Annotated in this window: 16 protein-coding genes and 1 pseudogene; 9 read left to right on the forward strand and 8 right to left on the reverse strand. The window is 62.3% G+C overall.

Translation table 11 applies throughout. The features are described from left to right. The first annotated feature begins 641 nt into the window (after positions 1–641). The 5 genes from DGA31_RS25195 (at position 642) to DGA31_RS25215 (ending at position 6,202) form a co-directional block, all read left to right on the forward strand. Entirely contained in the window at positions 642–1,997 is a 1,356-nt protein-coding gene (locus tag DGA31_RS25195; protein WP_056841793.1) for a spinster family MFS transporter, read from the forward strand. A gap of 84 nt (positions 1,998–2,081) precedes the next feature. Beyond that, positions 2,082–3,056 (forward strand): AraC family transcriptional regulator, encoded by a 975-nt coding sequence (locus DGA31_RS25200; RefSeq protein WP_056841792.1) that lies wholly within the window; start codon positions 2,082–2,084, stop codon positions 3,054–3,056. Positions 3,057–3,151: 95 nt separating this feature from the next. Continuing rightward, entirely contained in the window at positions 3,152–4,258 is a 1,107-nt protein-coding gene (locus tag DGA31_RS25205) for an NAD/NADP-dependent octopine/nopaline dehydrogenase family protein (RefSeq protein ID WP_109514352.1), read from the forward strand. Then, positions 4,258–5,256, forward strand: a complete 999-nt coding sequence (locus DGA31_RS25210) for a 3-hydroxybutyryl-CoA dehydrogenase (RefSeq protein ID WP_109514353.1) — start codon at positions 4,258–4,260, stop codon at positions 5,254–5,256. The genes DGA31_RS25205 and DGA31_RS25210 overlap by 1 nt, the downstream gene beginning before the upstream one ends. Positions 5,257–5,284: 28 nt before the next feature. Next, positions 5,285–6,202 carry a ketopantoate reductase family protein gene (locus tag DGA31_RS25215; protein WP_109514354.1) on the forward strand — a complete coding sequence of 306 codons (918 nt, stop codon included), beginning with the start codon at positions 5,285–5,287 and terminating at the stop codon, positions 6,200–6,202. Positions 6,203–6,282: 80 nt separating this feature from the next. Here DGA31_RS25215 and mksF read toward each other — a convergent pair whose 3' ends face one another. The 3 genes from mksF to mksB are packed head-to-tail and all read right to left on the reverse strand — an operon-like array spanning position 6,283 to position 11,037. Beyond that, positions 6,283–9,099 (reverse strand): Mks condensin complex protein MksF, encoded by a 2,817-nt coding sequence (gene mksF, locus DGA31_RS25220; protein WP_056841788.1) that lies wholly within the window; start codon positions 9,097–9,099, stop codon positions 6,283–6,285. Beyond that, positions 9,096–9,770, reverse strand: coding sequence for an Mks condensin complex protein MksE (gene mksE / locus DGA31_RS25225; RefSeq protein WP_056841787.1), 675 nt, complete (start codon positions 9,768–9,770; stop codon positions 9,096–9,098). The genes mksF and mksE overlap by 4 nt, the downstream gene beginning before the upstream one ends. After that, positions 9,760–11,037, reverse strand: coding sequence for an Mks condensin complex protein MksB (gene mksB / locus DGA31_RS25230; RefSeq protein ID WP_109514355.1), 1,278 nt, complete (start codon positions 11,035–11,037; stop codon positions 9,760–9,762). Before mksB ends, mksE begins: the two co-directional genes overlap by 11 nt. Positions 11,038–11,214: 177 nt before the next feature. Here mksB and DGA31_RS25235 point away from each other — a divergent pair, with 177 nt between their 5' ends. Further along, on the forward strand, positions 11,215–12,036 hold the full coding sequence (locus DGA31_RS25235) for an energy transducer TonB (protein WP_109514356.1): 822 nt from the start codon (positions 11,215–11,217) through the stop codon (positions 12,034–12,036). Continuing rightward, positions 12,029–12,481 (forward strand): ribosomal protein S18-alanine N-acetyltransferase, encoded by a 453-nt coding sequence (rimI, locus tag DGA31_RS25240; protein WP_109514357.1) that lies wholly within the window; start codon positions 12,029–12,031, stop codon positions 12,479–12,481. Before DGA31_RS25235 ends, rimI begins: the two co-directional genes overlap by 8 nt. On the opposite strand, the gene DGA31_RS25245 is transcribed toward rimI, so the two are convergent. Beyond that, complete coding sequence (locus tag DGA31_RS25245) at positions 12,482–12,886, reverse strand: hypothetical protein (RefSeq protein WP_056841783.1); 405 nt, start codon at positions 12,884–12,886, stop codon at positions 12,482–12,484. Positions 12,887–13,129: 243 nt separating this feature from the next. Between DGA31_RS25245 and can the strand changes: the two genes are divergently transcribed. Then, entirely contained in the window at positions 13,130–13,765 is a 636-nt protein-coding gene (can, locus tag DGA31_RS25250) for a carbonate dehydratase (protein ID WP_056841782.1), read from the forward strand. A 308-nt stretch (positions 13,766–14,073) separates the two neighbouring features. Here can and DGA31_RS30940 read toward each other — a convergent pair whose 3' ends face one another. The 3 genes and pseudogenes from DGA31_RS30940 to DGA31_RS25260 all read right to left on the reverse strand — a co-directional run bounded on the left by DGA31_RS30940 (position 14,074) and on the right by DGA31_RS25260 (position 16,536). Further along, a complete protein-coding gene (locus DGA31_RS30940; RefSeq protein ID WP_421958008.1) occupies positions 14,074–14,937 on the reverse strand; it encodes a methyl-accepting chemotaxis protein in 864 nt (287 codons plus the stop codon). Next, positions 14,932–15,747 (reverse strand): annotated as a pseudogene (locus DGA31_RS30945) (MCP four helix bundle domain-containing protein); the annotation flags it as partial. The gene DGA31_RS30940 and the pseudogene DGA31_RS30945, both read right to left, overlap by 6 nt. Positions 15,748–15,846: 99 nt before the next feature. Continuing rightward, entirely contained in the window at positions 15,847–16,536 is a 690-nt protein-coding gene (locus tag DGA31_RS25260) for an HD domain-containing protein (protein WP_109514359.1), read from the reverse strand. Between the two features lie 172 nt (positions 16,537–16,708). Between DGA31_RS25260 and DGA31_RS25265 the strand changes: the two genes are divergently transcribed. Beyond that, complete coding sequence (locus DGA31_RS25265) at positions 16,709–17,050, forward strand: zinc ribbon domain-containing protein YjdM (RefSeq protein WP_056841808.1); 342 nt, start codon at positions 16,709–16,711, stop codon at positions 17,048–17,050. A gap of 3 nt (positions 17,051–17,053) precedes the next feature. Here DGA31_RS25265 and DGA31_RS25270 read toward each other — a convergent pair whose 3' ends face one another. Continuing rightward, positions 17,054–17,488: a universal stress protein gene (locus DGA31_RS25270; RefSeq protein WP_109514361.1), complete on the reverse strand. Its 435-nt coding sequence runs from the start codon at positions 17,486–17,488 to the stop codon at positions 17,054–17,056. Positions 17,489–17,756 lie beyond the last annotated feature (268 nt).

Raw genomic sequence — 17,756 nt, forward strand, 5'->3', positions numbered from 1 at the left:
GCATCGCCGATGGTAGTGTGGAGCTTCTCCATGTGAGAGTAGGTCATCGTCAAGATTCAAACCCAGAACCCCTGATCGCCTTGCGATCGGGGGTTTTGCTTTGCGCGGAATAAAACATTCCCTGGCCGCTGCGACCAACCCTCACTCAGGCAACATGGCCTCCCCGCCAGCCATATAAAGCTGCTCATACCGCGCCATGCTCTCGGCAAGCCTCTGCCCGAGACAGGCATGCGCATGCCCCAGCGACAACAACGCTCAGGTTGCCTGCACAAGGCTGCGCAATTGGAGAGTCACCTGCGCAATCGGGGAGGCTGGCAGGCCGTGCAATCGCTAGTTTAGGCGCGACGTCGAGGCCGGTAACCACACTGTTGTTAAGTGTTGTCGCAGGCACGGCTGCGCCTTGCCTGACACGCACCGAGGCGCTGACCGTCCCGGTTCCAGCGCCTGCATAGCCCGGCGCATGATGACCTCATAACAATAAAAAGAGACCTGACCATGCTCGACCCCATCTTTTGTTACAGCTCTCATGCGACCCGCTCACCGGCGGCATGCATCTGCCCAGCCACTTCCCAGTCGCGATCCTGCGCACTGTCACCCGGCGCGCCATGCGCTTGAGCGGATTCAACGAGGAGCAAACACGAGTGAATATCCAGGTCAATGAAGCGGTCCTGCACAAGAAAAAGACATATGTTTATGAGTGGTACGTGGTCACCCTGTGCATGATCGCCTACATATTTTCATTTATAGATCGGCAGATCCTGGCGTTGATGATCGAGCCCATCAAGGCCGATCTTCAAATCAGCGATACCCAGTTCAGCTTGCTGCATGGGCTGGCCTTTTCGTTGTTCTACGCGTTCATGGGCATGCCCATTGCGTATTTGGCGGACCGCTTCTCCCGCCCGAAGATCATCGCCGTCGGCGTGGTGTTCTGGAGCCTGGCAACGGCCGCGTGCGGCATCAGCAAGAACTTCCTGCACATGTTCCTCGCCCGCATAGGCGTCGGTGTCGGCGAAGCGGCCCTGTCGCCTTCGGCCTACTCGATGTTCAGCGATATGTTTCCCAAGGAAAAACTCGGTCGCGTAGTGGGCATCTACTCGATTGGCTCGTTCGTCGGTGGCGGTGTAGCCTTCCTGGTCGGCGGCTATGTGATTGCCCTGCTCAAGGACATGAACGCCATCGAAGTCGCCTTTCTCGGCGAGATGAAGGCCTGGCAGCTGGCGTTCTTCATTGTCGGCCTGCCCGGCGTGCTGGTAGGCCTGCTGATCTGGCTTACCGTCCGTGACCCGATGCGCAAGGGCCTGCAGGTCGATGCGCAGGGCAAGGCCCGCCAGGTTGCGCTGAGCGATGGCGTGCGCTTCCTCGGCCGCCATCGCGCCACCTTCACCTACCATTACCTGGGCTTTTCGTTTTACGCCATGGCGCTTTTCTGCATGATGAGCTGGAGCCCGGCGCTGTATATCCGCAAGTTCGGCCTGTCGCCAATGGACGCGGGCTACATGCTGGGTAGTGTGCTGTTGCTGGCCAATACCACGGGGGTGTTTTTCGGTGGATGGCTCACCGATTACCTGGCCAGGAAAGGTCATCAGGACGCCGCCATGCGCACCGGCGTCATCGGTGCGCTCGGCATGGCGGTGCCGGCCGTACTGTTCCCCCAGGCCGATCAGCTATGGCTGTCGGTCACCCTGTTGGTGCCGGCGATGTTCTTCGCTTCGTTCCCGCTGCCGGCGTCCACGGCGGCGATGCAGGTCCTGGCGCCGAATCAGGTGCGCGCACAGGTATCGGCAATGTTTCTGCTGATCAGCAACCTGTTGGGGCTGGGCCTGGGTACCACACTGGTGGCGTTGTTGACCGACCGTTACTTCGGTTCGCCGGCGGCCGTGGGCTCATCCATGTCGCTGGTGATCGCCGGTGCATCGACCTTGACAGTGCTTCTGCTATGGTGGGGTTGCCGCTGTTTCCGAGAGAGCTATGCCCGGGAGTACCCGACCCAGGCTTGACCCGGATAATCCATGATTGGCACCTCGGCCTCGCTCCGTTTGAACGGCTCGGGGCCTTTCTGCTCCAGTGCGGGAGAGCCTCTGATGTTGAATGATGTACACCTGCTGGAAAAGCACAGCCTGCTCAACTCGGCCGATTATCGCGAGATCAAGAACAAGGTCAGCCATTATCTGTGCCCGCACAGCTTCAGGCTATTGCGCGACGAGCCTATTCACACCCGACTCAATGGCGTGTTTTTCGGCGACTCGGCGCTGCTGGACCTGTGCTATGGAGCGCCGGTCGAGATCAGCATCGGCGACATTGCCGATCAATACCTGTTTCGCATCACCTTGCAGGGCCAGTGCGAAGTGGCCCACGGGCAGCGCAGCGCGGCCATGCAGTCGGGCTACCTGAGCATCTCCTCGCCGTTCGCGACCAGCCGCATCATCACCGATGGCCAATGCCGCAACCTGATCCTGCGCGTCGACCGTGATGCCCTGGAAGCACAACTGCAACGCCTGCTCGGTCGTAGCCTGCGCCAGTCGGTGATCTTCGATGTCAGCGTCGACCCTCTGGGCGTTGGTGTCGTCAGCCTCTATCACACCCTGGACTATATCTGTCGGCTTTACGGCAGCGGTGTGGACGGTTCGCGCATCGCCAGTGGCCTGTCCGAATACCTGATGCAACTGTTGCTTACACAACTGCCGCATAACTACTCGGCGGATCTCTTGAACGATTCGCACGCGCCGCTACCGCACCATGTGAAAAAGGCCCGTGACTACATCGAGGAACACCTTGATGAACCGATCAGCCTGGCGACCCTGAGCGAGCTGAGTGGTGTCTCGGTCCGCACCTTGCAGAACGGTTTCAACCAGTTTCTCCAGCAGGCACCGGTCGAGTACATCCGTGATCGTCGCCTGGCGGTAATCCACGAATCACTGAAGCAGGGCAGGTCCGGCGAAACCGTCACCGACATCCTGTTGCGTCACGGCATCAACAGCTTCGGGCATTTCTCCAGTGCCTACCGGCAACGCTATGGCTGCCTGCCGTCAGACACCCTGCGGCGACAGAAGCATTGAAACGCCTGCGTAATTCGTCACTCGGCTGCGCAATCGGGTAAGTGTGCGGCGGTAGGGATCAGTAGCATCAAGGCTCTTATAAAAGGAGCCTGTCCATGAATATTACCGTGCTGGGCGGCGGCCACGGCTGCTACGCCGCTGCTGTCGAAATGGCTGAAAAGGGGCACACGACCCGCCTGTGGCGCCGTGACGGCGCAGCACTCAAGGCGTTGCTGGAGATCGGTGGCCTGACGATCAGGGACTACCAGGGGACTCGCCAGTTATCCGTTGGCAAACCAGACGACACGCTGTCCCTGACCGACAACCTGGCCGAAGCCTTGCGTGACGCACACCTGGTGATCATTGCGCTGCCATCGACCGCCCACGAAGACCTGGCCCGGCACGTCGCCCCGCACCTGCGCGACGGCCAGGTCGTGTTCTTGCCGCCGGGCACCTTCGGCAGCTACGTATTCGCCAAGGCCATGACCGATGCAGGCAACCCGAGCCAGGTCGCGTTTGCTGAAACCGGCACGCTGCCGTACCTGGTGCGCAAGCACGGTGCCAGTAACCTGGTGATCAGTGGCTACGCCACCCGGCTGCCGACCGGTGTGTTTCCGAGCAGCCTGTCCGGGCACGCCTTCGCTGTGTTGCGCAAGGCCTACCCGAGCGTCGAGCCGATCGAGGACGCCCTGAGCGGGGCGTTGATGAACGCAGGCCCCATCATTCACCCGCCGCTTATCATCATGAATGCCGGGCCGCTGGAGCATTTCGAGGCATGGGACATTCATAACGAGGGCACCCAGCCGTCCATCCGCCGCGTGACCAACCAGCTCGACGCCGAGCGCATGGCTGTGCGCGAAGCGCTGTCCTACGGCGCACCCCATTTTCCATTGAGCGATCACTACAACACCGACGAAGGCGACGAGTGGATGTACGGTCGCGGTGCCCATGGCAAGCTGACCGACAGTGGCGACTGGCGTGAAGACATCGACTTGCAGACCCATCGCTACATGCTCGAAGACACCCGCCTGGGCCTGTCCTTCCTGGTTTCCGTCGGCCGCTGGGCCGGTGTGCCGACCCCGGTTGCGCAAGGCCTGCTGAGCATTGCTTCGGCCGTCGCGGCCCGTGACCTCTACGCCGAAGGCCGCACCCTGGAAAACCTCGGCCTGGCGGATCTGAGCCGGGCGCAGATGACCGAGTTGTTGACCAGGGGCTACAACTGATGAGCGCCGAGCGGTTTCATGTCAGCGTGGTCGGTGCCGGCAGGATGGGCGAGGGGATTGCCCTGGCGTTCATCCATGCGGGCCTGCCAGTCAACCTGGTCGACATCAAGGAGCGTGACGAAGACGAGCAACGAGCCTACTTCGAGCGCGTGCGCAACAACATCCGCAGCGAGCTGCACAGGCTGGTACGCCTCGGCGTGCTTCAGGTGGAACAGGCGGACATCGCCCTGTCCCGGGTGACGGTGCAATCCAGAGCCCAGGCCGCGATGACCTTGCCCCAGTGCGACCTGGTGTTCGAAGCGGTGCCGGAGGTCATTGCGGTCAAGCAGAAGACGTTCGCCTGGGTCAGCGAGCACGTTCCGGCGTCGACCATCATCGCTTCCACGACATCGACCTTTCTGGTCACCGAGCTGAGCGAAATGGTCAGTGAGCCGAAGCGCTTCGTGAATGCGCACTGGCTGAATCCGGCGTACCTGATGCCATTGGTGGAAGTCAGCCGCAGCGAGGCGACCTGCCCACAGGTGGTCGAGCGGCTGCTGCAATTGCTCAAGCGCATCGGCAAGGTGCCGGTGGTGTGCAATCCGGTGGCCGGCTACATCGTCCCGCGCATCCAGGCGCTGGCGATGAATGAAGCCGCACGAATGGTCGAAGAAGGCGTGGCCAGTGCCGAGGATATCGACACGGCAATACGCGTCGGCTTCGGTTTGCGCTTCTCGGTGCTGGGGCTGCTTGAGTTCATTGACTGGGGGGGAGGCGACATTCTCTACTACGCCTCGCGTTACTTGAGCGGCGCGCTGGCACCGCGTTTCGAGTCGCCCCAGGTGATTGCCGACAATATGCAAAACGGCCGTAATGGCTTGCGAGATGGCCAGGGCTTCTACGACTATCGCCACCTGGACGTGGAAGCCTACAAGCAGCAACGTCTCGGCGAATTTGTCCGCAAGCTGGAACTGTCAGGGCTGACGCCGGCGTTCGATGGCGCCTTGAAGCAGGCCTGATGGTGCGTGTTCACCCGTTGGAGCAACCATGAAAATAGCCATTGTGGGCGCCGGCGCCATGGGCGGGCTGTTCGCTGTTCGACTGGCCGTGGGCGGGCAGGATGTCTCTTTGATAGAGGTTTGCCAGAGGACTGTCGAAGCCATCCAGCATCAAGGACTGAGGCTGGTGACCCCTGCTTCAAGTGAAAAGGTCAAGCTGCCCATTGCCAGGGCTGACGCGTATTCGGGCACCTTTGACCTGCTGATCATCCTCACCAAGGGGTTCCATACCGAGGTCGCGATCGAATCGGTACGGCACCTTGTCGGGCCGGCGACATGGGTGCTTTCGGTACAGAATGGCTTGGGTAATGCGCCGCTTATTGCCAAGGTCGTGCCGGCCGATCACATCCTGGTCGGGATGACAAACCTGCCTGCCGACCTGCTTGAGCCAGGTGTCGTTCACAGCCATGGTGATGGCCATATCACTCTCTGGTCGTGGGACGGCCGGGAAACCCCTGCAGTCCTGGACATCGCCAGGGTATTTCAAGCCTCAGGCTTGCCCTGCCAGGCTGATCCGCACGTGCAGATCGCCATCTGGGAGAAGGTTGCCTTCAACGCGGCCCTCAACGGCGTGTGTGCGATTACTCGCCAGGCAGTGGGCTGCATCGGGCACTGCGAACATGGACGCTTGCTGGCGGACAGCGTCATTGACGAAACGCTTCAGGTGGCTGGCGCAATGGGCATTGCGGTGCAGAAAGACCGGGTCAGGCAAGCCGTCGCCTATGCATTCGAGCATCAGGCCCGGCACAAACCCTCGATGCTGCAGGACGTGGAGTCTGGCCGAAAGACCGAGATCGACTTCATCCAGGGCGCGGTGGTGGAACTGGGTCGACAGAATGGCGTTCCTACCCCGGTTTTGCAGTCCCTCCACCGCCTGGTAAAGCTCATTGAAGCGGGCTACACGTAAGCCAATGGCTTGATGGAGGGGCCGGGCCTGGCCTATAAAAAAGACCGCCTCAAGAGGCGGTCCCGGTACAACCGATCAACCTAAGCCACTTCTTCTTCCGGCTTGGCCGCTTCTTCACGACGATGAATATACTTCCAGTCGGCCTCATCGATATAAATACCGTTAGGCCCGCTGCCGGCCTCCAGGTCAATCGCCACATGGGCCGACACCTGCGGCTTCACGCTCGCCAGGATGGGTACAAAGCCCAGTTGCTGACTGGTTTCGAGCAATGCCGACTGGTTCTTCTCGTCGATGTCCGCGGCCTCGTCGAGGTAATAGGGCAGGCGCACACGCCCGGCCAGGTCGCGGTCCATCAAGTGCAATAGCAAGTACATGTTGGTCAGCGCCTTGATGGTCATTGTCGTACCGTTGGACGCTGCGCCGTCGATGTCCGTGTGAATCACCGGCTGGCCATTGACCTTGGTGATCTCGAACGCCAGCTCGAACAGGTCCTTCAGACCCAACTGGTTATGATTGGCGGCCACCAGGCGCGCCAGATACTCCTTGGCCTCTTCATTCTTCGAATCCTGCTCGGCACTCTGACTGAGGTCGAAGACCGACAGCGTCTCGCCTTCTTCGTACTGGCCGGCGCTGTGGATAATCTGGTCGATGTGTTTGAGTGCCTCCTTGTTGGGCGCCAGCACAATCCGGAAGCTCGCCAGGTTGGACACCTGCCGCTTGTTGATTTCGCGGTTGAACAGCGCCAACTGATGCTCAAGGCTTTCATAGTCGCTGCGTATATTGCGCAAGGTACGGGCAATGTCGGTCACCGCCGCACGACGTGCCTTGCCCAGGGTCAACGCTTCATCGGTGCGGTGGGCATACGCATTGATCAACAATTGCAGGCGCCGCTCGACATCTTCTTCGCTGTCGAACTTGGCGACACCTTTAAGGCGCACCTGCGCATACAAGGCATCGATCTGACCGTCGCAACGCTGCAGCGCCTGCCAGCTGTCCTGATAATCATTGAGCAGGGGCAGCAAGTTATCCACAGAGTCGTCGACATCCTCCATGAACGGCACGCCATGAGGCAGGTCGGCCGGCAGCAGCTGTCGACGGCGCAAGGCATCGTCCAGCGTGCGCTGCTTGGCTTCCAGATCACCGATCTGCCGCGCCACCAGTTGTAACTTGGCCGACAACTGCTGAACGCGTTCGGTAAAGGCGTCGCTGGAGCGCTTGAGCTCATCCTGCGCCGCTTCCAGTTGCGCCAGTTCCGCCAGCTTGCCCGGCTCTTCAGCGCTCAGGGTCTGGCAACGACGGAAGTCTTCCAGCGCCTTCTGGGCATCCAGCACCTGCTTGTACAGCGCCTCGGTCTGGCTCTTGCTGGCAATGCGGTCGGAGGCCACGGCCTGTTGGGTCTTGAGCTGCTTGAGTTCTTTTTCCAGACGGTCCTTCTGGTCGCGCAGCACGGCGCGATCCGCCAGGGCCTGCAAGGTCGGGGGTTCGATGCTCGACAGGTTGATCGACAACCCCGGCACCTGGAATTGATCACCCTTGAACCGGTCCAGCAACGTTTGCAGCGAGCTGACCCAGGCCTGGCCATCGTCCAGCGCAATGCCATCTTCACCCAGTGGCAGGCTGAACAGCGCACCATTGAACAGGCGCATCAGCCGCTCGACATCGCCCTGGGAAAACTCCTCGCACAAGCGCGCATAACTGTTGTTGTCGGCATGGTCCAGTTGCTGCTTCACCGACTTCAGGCGGCGCTCCAGATCACGCAGCCGCTCCTCCAGGTCCTCGGCACTGAATTGCCGCGACTGCGCCAGGGCACCGGCCAGTTCATCGTGGGCGTCCTTGGCGCTGAGCAGTTGCTGTTCCAGCACCCTGGCATCATCGACCAGGGCAAAGCGGTTGCGCAGCACCGACAGTTCGCCCAGCCAGCGTTGCAGGCTGCTGATCTCACGTTCCAGGCGCATCAGCTCCTGGGTGCTGTTGCGCTGGTCGTTCTGCATCACATCCTGCTGGGCCCGGTAGTGCTCGGCCTGGATGACCAGCTCTTCCTTGCGTGCGCCGGAATAGTCCGACCAGGTGCCGAGCAGCGCATCGAGCAAGGGCGAGATACGGTGCAGCTTGCCGCGCAGCACTTCGCGCTGGCGAACGCCCGAGGCCAGCGCCTCGACCAGCGCCCCGGCCTGCACCAGCGAGTTGTAGTCCTGCTCCATGCGCCGCACATCGCGGAACGCCTCTTCACAGGCGGCAATGTAATCGACGCTGCCCGAGCGCAAGCTGTGCTCAAAGGCATCGAGAAACAGCTGCTTGAGCTTGGCGGCGGTGATTTCACGCATGTGCAGCAGGTTGATGAACAGCGCACGGAAGGTCTTGAGGCTCTGTTCGCTGGTCGAGCGCAGCGGAATCAGCGTCAGGTCCAGCGGGATCGAGGTGTGTCCGCCGACCAACAGGCGGCGCAGCTCATCGGGCTTGAGCTCATAGGCTTTCAGGCCGTGGCTGGCCAGGTTGTTGAACAGTTCTTTCTGGCGCAGGCAGGTGTCGTTCTTCTGGTAGTGCCCCAGGTCCAGCTCGCCCGCATAGGCAAAGAACTGGTGACCAAAGCCGCCCCCCGGTCCGCGCCCGACCACGCCAATCACATGCGGGCCGTGGGCCAGGTTGACCTCGACCAGAATGTAGCTGGTGTCGGAGGCAAAATAGAAACGCCGTGATTGCTCCAGGCTGTACTTGCCGAAACTCATGTCCGACATGCGCGCCAGGATGGGAAATTGCAGGGCATTGATCGACGCACTCTTGCCCAGGTTGTTTGCGCCATAGACCGACAGGGGATACTCCAGCGGAAACAGCCCCAGGCTGTAGCCGGCGGTGTTGAGCAGGGCAAAGCGGCGAATGCCATAACGTTCCTGGCTCATGCATTGATCTCCTGTTGCTCGTCGGCGATGGCGCGGGCCAGGGCCTGCTCCTCGGTTTCCTGCACTTCGAAATCGTCGTCTTCCAGTCCGTCATCCACCAGCACCGGTGTCGGCAGCGGCAGATCACTGTGCAGCGCAGCGGCCAGGTCGCGGTCCTGTTGCACCGACAGGCACACATCCAGAAAACGGTGCATCGGCGGCAGGAAGCGATAGATGCCCACCTCTTCACTGGCAAAGCCCAGCTGGGTCATGCGGCGCATGATCTTTTCTTCCAGCTCTTCCTGGGTCTGGACCTCGGCCTGCACGAACAGGTCGCGGTACTTGTCCAGCAGCGAAGGCAATTCGTCACGGCCCAGGCTGCCGCCGTCGAGCACGTTGACCGGGTCGCGGCCCTGATCGGCCAGGTGCTCGACCAGAATGAAGGTGAACAGCGCCAGGCGCTGGGCCGTCTTGTTGACCTGGGCGGCGGCCAGCTCTGGCACGAAGTAATAAAAGCCGCGGGTGTCACACACCAGCTCGAACCCCAGTGCCTTGAACAGCGTGCGGTACTGGTCCTGCGAGTTGGATAACTGCGCGTACAGTTCCGGGTCGCGGCGGCTGATGTGATAGCCCTTGAACAGCTCGCGAAAGATCGGAGCCAGTTGAGACATTTCAGACAAATCAAGTTGCATGTAGGACGCTCTCGGAATTCTCTGGCTGCTCGTTGCCAGCACTGAGCAGGGCGAAGGAGCGCAGGCTGACCCGATGCTCCAGGGTCAGGTAGTCACGGCGCTCCAGGCGTTGGCGGGCAAAGCGCTTGTCGCGTGACAGGCGCGAGAACCAGTACAGCAGCTCATCGGTGGCGCCCTCTGGCTCCTGCTCCAGCAGCCAGTCCATCAGGTCGGGCAAGGGCAGGGCGTCTTCGCAGCGCTCAAGCATTTCCTTGACCGTGCGCGGCGCCCGCGGTTGTTCGCCGTTGCGCGTGGCGCTGGCCTTGGGAAACTTCGTCGGCTTGGGCTCGAAGTGCGCCAGCGCATAGACATACGCCTCGACCTGGCTGGCGCTGCCCAGAAATGTGCTTTGCGGTCGGGTGAACAGCGGCATGGCCGCCTGCGGCAGGGCGTCCAGGCCTTTGCGGCGGATCGCCGACAGCGCCAGCGCCGCCCCCCGGGTCACGGCGTTATGCCGGCGCGCTTCTTCGCGCAGTGGCAGCAGCAGTTCGCGGGCATGGCGCAGGGTCAGCTGTGCGTTGGTCTGCATTTCCAGAATGCGTGCGTGGGTGCGCAGCAGCATGTCGTCGTCGACCAGGTGGCCAAGGCGCTGCTGCTCGGTCAGCAGGTGCAGCAGCACCTTTTCGACCTTGCGCACGCCCTGTTCAAAAGCACCGTCAGCGTTGACCAGCTGGATCATGGGTTCGACGTATTCGTCCCAGGTCGCCAGCACCTCGGCGTAGCGCTGACGCAGCGGAATCTGCCGGTCCTGGGTCTTGGCCCGCTCGGCCACCGCCACCAGGGCCTGTTCGTCGTTGGCGAGCTTTTTCAGCACATCGCGCACGCGCATGTCGAGCAGGCGCAGCTGCCGCGCCAGGTCATTGGCATCATGAATGTCGAAGGCATCCTGGATATACCCGGCCAGGCGCTCCAGGTGGCGCAGGTACGCCTCGATTTCCAGGCACAGCCCCAGGCGATGCTCATGCCGCAGGTAAGACAGAAAGTCGTGGATCTGCGCATTGAGCTCGAAGCGGTTCGGACTCTTGGCCACCGGCACCAGAATGTCCAGGCGGATCCACACGTCCAGCAGTTGGGTGATGTCCTGCGCGGTGCTGTCTGGCTGGCGGGCGGCCAACTGCAGGCGCAGCTCGCTCAGGCTCAGGGTGCCCTGGTCAAAGTGCTCGCACAAAGGCTCCAGCAAGGCCCAGTGTTCGGCCAGGGCGCGCAGGACGCGCTTGGGTTCGATCATGACAAGTCGACCGTGGCAAATGAAAGGCAGCGATTGTACTGCATCGTCCGCCCTGCGTTTCACCTCACGCCTTCAACCCCGGTGATCGAGGATGAACGGTGGGCTGAACAGCACTGGCAGTAAACCGGCGCACCCCCTAGAATTGCGCGCCTGACTTATCCACAAGTGGCTGATCTTTTGCTGACCGAGTCCCGTCGCCGTGCTTATCTGACCGCCATGCAGGTGGAAAGCTGGCTGCCGCGTACCGAACTGCCTTTTGCAGCCCCGTCGCGGCCGGAACTGTTGGCGCCTGTACCGGTGCCCGAGGCGCCTGCCGTGACAGCGCCCGTCGCCTCGGCATCCCAGGCCCGTCCTGCGGCGCCCGACATGGCGCCGGCGACTGCGCCGCCCGCGCCACTGCGCACGCCGGTGCCACGGCCGAAGATCGAAGTGCCGCGCCCGACGCCTGCCGCTGCGCGCAAGGTGGCCGGTAGCGAAGCGCCCGACGTGGAATCTGCGCCCAAGGTCGTCGTCGTGCCACCGCCGCGCTTTGCCTTGCAATTGCTGCGGGCCGGTCGCTGCCTGTTGCTGGTCGAGTTATCCACCGGCCAGCCATTCCAGAGCCGCGACCCGACCTACCTGTTGCTCAAGGACATGTTGCGTGCCGCCGGCCTGCCTGACAGTCCGCAAATCGTTGGCGAGCCGGTACGCTGGCCGCTGCTGGTGCGCAGCCGCATGGATCAGGGCCCGGAAGCGGCCCGCGATTTCGTCCAGGGGTTTGTCGCGGCACGCCTCGAAGAACACCCGTGCACCTGCCTCTGGCTGGTCGGCCTGCCGGCCGTGCGCTTTGCCGGCGAAGCCGACAGCGAAGCGTTTTACCAGGAACGCCAGGTCCCTGGCCTGGGAACTGTCTGGGCGCTGCCGGGCCTTGAATCATTGATGGACGAGCCGCAGCGCAAGGCCGACGTCTGGAAGGCCATGCGCCAACTGATGGCGCGCTGGAAAACCCAAGATGAGTGAAACCACCACCTTTCGCCGCATGACCGAAGCGGACCTCGATGCCGTGCTGAAAATCGAGTACGCCGCCTTCAGCCACCCCTGGACCCGGGGCATCTTTACCGATGCCCTGAAATCCTACGAAGTCTGGTTGATGTTCGAGGGCGCCCAGCAGGTCGGCCACGGCGTCATCCAGGTCATCATCGATGAAGCACACCTGCTCAACATCACCATCAAGCCTGAAAGCCAGGGCCGTGGCCTGGGCTACCGGTTGCTCGACCACCTGATGAAGCGTGCCTACGAACTCAATGCCCGCGAGTGCTTTCTGGAACTGCGCGACAGCAACCGCCCCGCGTATCGCCTGTATGAACAATACGGCTTCAACGAGATTGGTCGCCGTCGCGACTACTACCCGGCCGCCGACGGTCGCGAAGACGCCGTGGTCATGGCCTGCACCTTGCTGGACTGATCATTCGGGCTTGCCATCGAGCGGGTCCAGGTGCGCCAGTTCTTCTTCATCCAGGCCGTGGCCGGCACCGATGTCGGCCTGGTCGGTCAGGCTCAGTTCCTGATCGGCAGGGCGGTTTGAGCCTGGCTCGTCGGGCGAGCGGGCGCCGTCTTCGCGAATCAGCGTATCGGGCTGCAGATCATCGTCGGTGCCGTGATGGTCGGCGGTCGATGCCCCGGTCAGGCCGGCTTCGCGCTCCCGCTGGTCGGGAAGCTCTTGGCGCAGCGCCTGTTCAGGCATTTCATCGCCGATGCGCGCGGTATCTTCATCGTCGAAGTCCAGTTCACGTACCGCACCCATGCGATCCTCGTTGTCGTCGATCGGCTCGGGTTGTTCGGCATTGAAGGGGCGACGTTCTTCGCTCATGACACAATCCTTTTATTTCCGGGGTCTGTGCGGTGGACCGGCCACGCTGGCGAAGATTCCGTTTAAATCGGTCAACGGCGACGCGGCCCATGTCGGAGGCGGCTTGCCGGCGACAGGACCAGTCGTCCCGTCTGTGCGCCTGAATCGGGATCAGCGATTACCGCTGGCTACAGGCTATCAATGTAGTGACCCCAACGAGACAGCCCCCGTCATAACCGAGCATCGTCCCTGAGGTAGCACCGCATGAACGCATTACAAGACCTGATCGACAACAACGCCCGCTGGGCCGAAGCGATCAACCGGGAAGACCCCGAGTTCTTCGCCAAGCTGGCGCGTCAGCAGACGCCGGAATACCTGTGGATCGGCTGTTCGGACGCTCGCGTGCCCGCCAACGAGATCGTCGGCATGCTGCCGGGTGACCTGTTCGTGCACCGCAACGTGGCCAACGTCGTGCTGCACACCGACCTCAACTGCCTGTCGGTGATCCAGTACGCGGTCGATGTGCTCAAGGTCAAACACATCCTGGTGACCGGCCACTACGGCTGCGGCGGCGTGCGTGCCTCCATGCAGGACCGCCAGTACGGCCTGATCGATGGCTGGCTGCGCTCGATCCGCGACCTCTACTACGAGCACCGCGCCGACCTCGGCAAACTGCCTACTGAAGAAGAGCGCGTCGACCGCATGTGCGAGCTCAACGTCATCCAGCAGGTGGCCAACGTCAGCCACACCACCATCGTCCAGAACGCCTGGCACCGTGGCCAGAGCCTGTCGGTGCACGGCTGCATCTACGGCATCAAGGACGGTCGCTGGAAAAGCCTGGACACCACCATCAGCGGCCTGGACCAGCTTCCCCCGCAATACCGCCTGCGCCCGATCTGAACCTGTGGAAGGCAGCTCTGCTGGCGATAGCTATGGCACAGGCGCAGCAGGTGTATGGGCCTCGCTGGCCTCATCGCCGGATCGCCGCCCGCAGCAAGCCGCCTCCCACAGGATTAATGTCGCCCAAGGTCTCGTGCCTGGCACCGGACTGTGGGAGGCAGCTCTGCTGGCGATAGCTGTGTGACAGGCACAGCAGGTGTATGGGCCTTGCCGGCCTCATCGTCGGATCGCCGCCCGCAGCAACTGTCTGGCGATGGCGGTATGGCCGACGCACCCCGTGCGTCGGCCTCTGCGCGGGTCAGGCGGCGTTACAACACAAACCGCTGAACCACCATGTTCAGGTCGGTGGCCAGCATCGACAGTGCGTTGCTGGCCACCGTGGTCTGCTGGGCGCCGGAGGCGGTCTGGGTCGACAGGTCGCGGATGCTGCTCAGGTTGCGGTCCACCTCATTGGCGACCTGGGCCTGTTGTTCGGCGGCGCTGGCGATCTGCAGGTTGCGGTCGTTGATGGTGGTGGTCGAGCTGATGATCACCGTCAACGCCTCGCCGGTCGCGGCGGCCTGCTCCAGGGTCTGGTTGGCCTGGCTGGCGGTGTGGCGCAAGGATTCGGCAGTTTCCTGGGTGCTGCGCTGCACGCCACTGATCAAGCCTTCGATTTCCGTGGTCGAGGCACTGGTGCGTTGCGCCAGCGAGCGCACCTCGTCGGCCACCACGGCAAACCCCCGCCCGGCCTCACCGGCGCGCGCCGCCTCGATGGCGGCATTGAGGGCCAGCAGGTTGGTCTGGTTGGCGATCGAGCGAATCACATCCAGGATGCTGCTGATGCTCTGGGTCTGTTCGGCCAGGCCCTCGGCCTGATGCGAAGAGTCCAGCACGTTGTCGGTCAAATCCTTGATCGAGCCGATGGTGGCCGACAGGCGCTGCTGGCCCTGCACGGCCGCCTGGCTTGATGCCCTGGACTCGGACACGGTGTTGCTGGCGTTATCGGCCACCTGCACTGCCGCCTGGCTCATCTGATTGATCGCCACGGCCGCCTGTTCGATTTCAGTGTTCTGCAATTTCAGGTTGCTGGCGCTGGACTCGGCGATGCTGCCCATTTCCTGCACCGCCTGCGACAGTTGCGTGGCTGCCGCATAGATCTGATCAATGGTGCCGTGCAGGTTGCCGCGCATGCGCTCCAGGGTGTGCAGCAACTGTGCGGTCTCGTCCTTGCCCGGCGCGATGGCGTGCTCGCTCAGGTCGCCCTCGGCAATGGTATTGGCAATGTGCAGCGCATTGCGCATCGGATGAATGATGCTCACGCTCAGGCGCCAGGCCAGCAGCAGGGTCATGATCAGTACACCAACGATGGCGCTCAGGGCGATGATACGCGTCTGCTCGTAGCGCTCGGCGGCAATCTGCACGGCCGACGCAGCGCTCTGCCGGTTGAGTTCACGCAGCAGTTGCACCTGCATGTCCATCAGGTCGCCCTGGATCGACAGCGTGGTGTTGGCCAGCATACGGGCCTGCGCCAGGTCGTTCTGCTCGATCAGGCGCATCTGGTCCTGCAAGGCCGGCATGAACGCCTTGTAGGCATCTTGCAAGGCCACGATAGAGTCGCGTTCAGCCACCGCCTTGGCGTGTGCCAGGTAATCCTGGAAGCCTTTTTCCACCTCGTTGCGCAGTTGCTCGACGTTGATCTTGCCGTTGATGACCGCTCCCGGGTCATCGGCGTTGGCAATCAGCCGGCTCGACTCGCTGCGCAGCTTGACCAGCGCGATGGCCAGCGCATCGGCCATGGCAATGCTGGGCAGCGCGCCGCTTTGCACCGCCTCGCCCTGGTCGCGGATCTGCTGCATTTGCAGCAGGCAGAATGCGCCAAGGGCGACCATCAGCGCCGAAGAAAGTCCGAAACACAGCACCAGCCTGGGCGTAATCCTGAAGCGGCGCAAAAAGGCCGTGTGGGATGAACGACGCGATGCACGAGCCAGAAATGTTTTCACAGCACACAACCCATTATGAACGCAGATGTCGAGGCATCCGGTTATAAGGCTGTTGTGTGATAGCTTTGTGACATTGCCTGGCCGTGCCGTTGTCTGGCGTCAAAAATCGGCGTCTGGCCGATCTTTTGCGACGAGCGGCGGCGGATCGATTTCTTCCAGCCACTCACGCAGGAAGCGCTCGACCCGTTGATGCCGTGTCTGCGCCAACCGCGCGCCTGTGGTTGTCTGAAAGCCCTGGGCCAGCGACAGGATCTTGGTCTTGAAATGGTCGAGGGCAAAGCGCTTGTCGTCCAGCGTCCGGGCGCAGGCGTGCGGGTCCAGCGGGTCGTACAGGCTGCTGCCCATGCGCCCGGATACATGAAACAACCGCGCCACCCCGATCATGCCCAGTGCATCCAGACGGTCGGCATCCTGCAGAATCCGCGCTTCAAGACTGCGCGGTGCAATGGCCGCCGAAAAACTGTGCGCCTCGATGGCATGCGCCACCGCCTCGATCATTTCCTCGTCCCAGCCCATGTCGGTCAGCAGCTCGCGCGCCCTGGCAGCGGCCAGGCGCGAGGCGCTGGCGCGGAACGGCGAGTTCTTCTCGACCGCCACGCAATCGTGCAGCAGGGTAGCGGCCACCAGAATCTGTGGCTCGCCGCCCTCATGGTTACGAATGGCGCAGACGTTCTTCCAGACCCGCAACAGGTGCGAAAAGTCGTGCGCGCCATCGTCCTGCGTGGCCTTGGTGTGCGGTAACAACCGGTTGGCCAGGTCCTGGAACGGTGCAAAGTGTTCAAGGGGCATCGGGCGGCTTCTCTACGGGCGGGCAGGTCGCCAGCTTGCCGCCCGTGTGGTTATTGCGCAAGCGCCTGGCTGATCCGCCCGGCCAGCAGGGCCCGGCACAGGGCATTGCCCGGTCCGGGTAAAAAACCTTTATAATTGCGTGGTTTTTCCCCACCCCCCTGATGCGAGAGCGATTGTGAGTTTACCGTCCTGCCCGAAATGCAACTCCGAGTACACCTACGAAGACGGCGAGATGCTGATCTGTCCGGAGTGCGCCCACGAATGGTCTGCTGCGGGTGATACCGGCGAGGCGGACGACGTCAAGGTCATCAAGGACGCCACTGGCAACGTCTTGCAGGACGGCGACACCGTGACCGTGATTAAGGACCTCAAGGTCAAGGGTTCCTCCCTGGTGGTCAAGGTCGGCACCAAGGTCAAGAACATCCGTCTGGTCGACGGCGATCACGACATCGACTGCAAGATCGACGGCATTGGCGCCATGAAACTCAAGTCCGAGTTCGTCAAGAAGGTCTGACGCCTAGCGCACCTCGACCAGTACCGGGCACGGCGCGGTATTCAGGATCTGATTGCCCACCGACGGTGAAAACAGCCGCTCCAGGCGTGACAGGTGGCGATGGCCGATCACGATCAGGTCGCTCCCGAGCCGGGCGGCTTCGGTGCAGATCGCCTGGGCCGGCTGCCCGGTCAGGGTGTTGCAGGTGCAGGTGAGGTCGCGGCTGAGCAGCTCGCACCGCGCCTGTTCAAGCAGCGCCTGCGCATGGTGCTGTTCGTGCGCGGCGGCCGGGTACTGTTCCTGATCAAAGCCATCATCCGGGTCCGGCAGGGCATAGGCGGCATCGACCACACACACCAGATGCAACGTGGTGCCGGCGGTGCTCAATGAGCCCGCGAGTTCCAGCACCTTGGCGCTTTGTGCGCTGCCATCGAGGGCCACCAGGATCGAGCGATACATGGCAATTGTTTCCTTGGACAGAACGGCCGGTAGTCTGGCCTGCCAGGAAATGCCGGTAAATGCCGCGCCCTGCAACTCTGCATTGTGCCGCGCGCAATCGAAGACCGATGGTCACCCCGGCCATCATCTGGCCAATGCACCGGTTGTACCGTCGTTGAAGCAGACGTAGAATTCGCCGCATCCGGTTGTCTCTCCCATACCCACAATAATTACCTCCATGCACGCCACGTTCAGGCACAGGCCACGAACGGGGCTTTTGTGCGTTGGC

Source organism: Pseudomonas ovata, assembly GCF_003131185.1.
Lineage (GTDB): Bacteria > Pseudomonadota > Gammaproteobacteria > Pseudomonadales > Pseudomonadaceae > Aquipseudomonas > Aquipseudomonas ovata.

Excerpts from the sequence above, each read along its gene's own strand:
- DGA31_RS25200 (WP_056841792.1), top strand. The coding sequence starts at position 2,082 with ATGTTGAATGATGTACACCTGCTGGAAAAGCACAGCCTGCTCAACTCG.
- DGA31_RS25205 (WP_109514352.1), top strand. The coding sequence starts at position 3,152 with ATGAATATTACCGTGCTGGGCGGCGGCCACGGCTGCTACGCCGCTGCT.
- DGA31_RS25210 (WP_109514353.1), top strand. The coding sequence starts at position 4,258 with ATGAGCGCCGAGCGGTTTCATGTCAGCGTGGTCGGTGCCGGCAGGATG.
- DGA31_RS25215 (WP_109514354.1), top strand. The coding sequence starts at position 5,285 with ATGAAAATAGCCATTGTGGGCGCCGGCGCCATGGGCGGGCTGTTCGCT.
- mksF (WP_056841788.1), bottom strand. The coding sequence starts at position 9,099 with ATGAGCCAGGAACGTTATGGCATTCGCCGCTTTGCCCTGCTCAACACC.
- mksE (WP_056841787.1), bottom strand. The coding sequence starts at position 9,770 with ATGCAACTTGATTTGTCTGAAATGTCTCAACTGGCTCCGATCTTTCGC.
- mksB (WP_109514355.1), bottom strand. The coding sequence starts at position 11,037 with ATGATCGAACCCAAGCGCGTCCTGCGCGCCCTGGCCGAACACTGGGCC.
- rimI (WP_109514357.1), top strand. The coding sequence starts at position 12,029 with ATGAGTGAAACCACCACCTTTCGCCGCATGACCGAAGCGGACCTCGAT.
- DGA31_RS25245 (WP_056841783.1), bottom strand. The coding sequence starts at position 12,886 with ATGAGCGAAGAACGTCGCCCCTTCAATGCCGAACAACCCGAGCCGATC.
- can (WP_056841782.1), top strand. The coding sequence starts at position 13,130 with ATGAACGCATTACAAGACCTGATCGACAACAACGCCCGCTGGGCCGAA.
- DGA31_RS30940 (WP_421958008.1), bottom strand. The coding sequence starts at position 14,937 with ATGCGCGGCAACCTGCACGGCACCATTGATCAGATCTATGCGGCAGCC.
- DGA31_RS25260 (WP_109514359.1), bottom strand. The coding sequence starts at position 16,536 with ATGCCCCTTGAACACTTTGCACCGTTCCAGGACCTGGCCAACCGGTTG.
- DGA31_RS25270 (WP_109514361.1), bottom strand. The coding sequence starts at position 17,488 with ATGTATCGCTCGATCCTGGTGGCCCTCGATGGCAGCGCACAAAGCGCC.